General features: G+C 59.3%; 1 protein-coding gene. It reads right to left on the reverse strand.

Annotation, left to right across the window (positions count from 1 at the left end; genetic code table 11):
- The coding region (locus ACRWND_RS30870) for a helicase associated domain-containing protein (RefSeq protein WP_431955286.1) at positions 1-831 on the reverse strand (831 nt) is incomplete at both ends.

The raw sequence follows: 831 nt of genomic DNA on the forward strand, positions 1-831 counted from the left end.
CCCACTGCATACCCATTCCGTCGAGTACGGCCCGAGTGTTGTCGTCGACTTTCGCGCGGCCGCTGCGTAGATCAGCAAACCAGTTTGCGAGAGGTACATTCTCGCCGCCGACCGGCTCCTTCCAGCCGGACGGTACCTTGAGGTCGCCTTCTCTTTTGTAAAACTGCTCGGCGGCTTGCAGCCTCAACTGAATGTCAATGGGCTTGCATATTTTGTCCCACCGCATTCCCAATCTGTCGAGTACGGCCCGCGTGTCGTCGTCAACCGTGTTGCCGGTGCGTACATTCGAGATCCAGTGTCCGAGATTTATTTTCTTGCCGCCGACTGGCTCCCTATGCCTGAACGGTACCTCGAGGTGGCCTTCTCTTTTGCGAAACTGCTCGGCGGCTTGCAGCTTCATCTGGGTGTCAGTGTTGCGTATATTTCCCCAGCGCATTCTCAATTTGTCGAGTTTTTCCCGCGTGTCGCCGTTAACCTCCGTGTGCTTTCTGCGTATATTCGAGATCCAGTCTCCGAGAGATATATACTCGCCGTCGACCAGCTCCTTCCAGTGGGACGGTACGTCGAGGTGGCCTTCTCTTTTGTGAAACTGCTCGGCGGCTTGCAGCTTCATCTGGGTGTCAGGGTCCGCCTGCCATGGTGTGGGTTGCGGGTTCGCCTGCCATGGTGTGGGTTGCGGGTCCTGTTGCCAGGCCATGAGGTTGTCGGGCCACTGGGTGGTGTGTGTGCCGGTCTGCCGCCATGCCGTGACCAGGCCGGCCCGGTCACGGGGCGACAGGTGCGAGGCCTCGGTGGCCAGTCTGTCCTGCTCGTCACCGGTGACCGGTTCCT

Source organism: Actinacidiphila sp. bgisy167, assembly GCF_965342175.1.
In the GTDB taxonomy this organism is placed as follows: domain Bacteria; phylum Actinomycetota; class Actinomycetes; order Streptomycetales; family Streptomycetaceae; genus Actinacidiphila.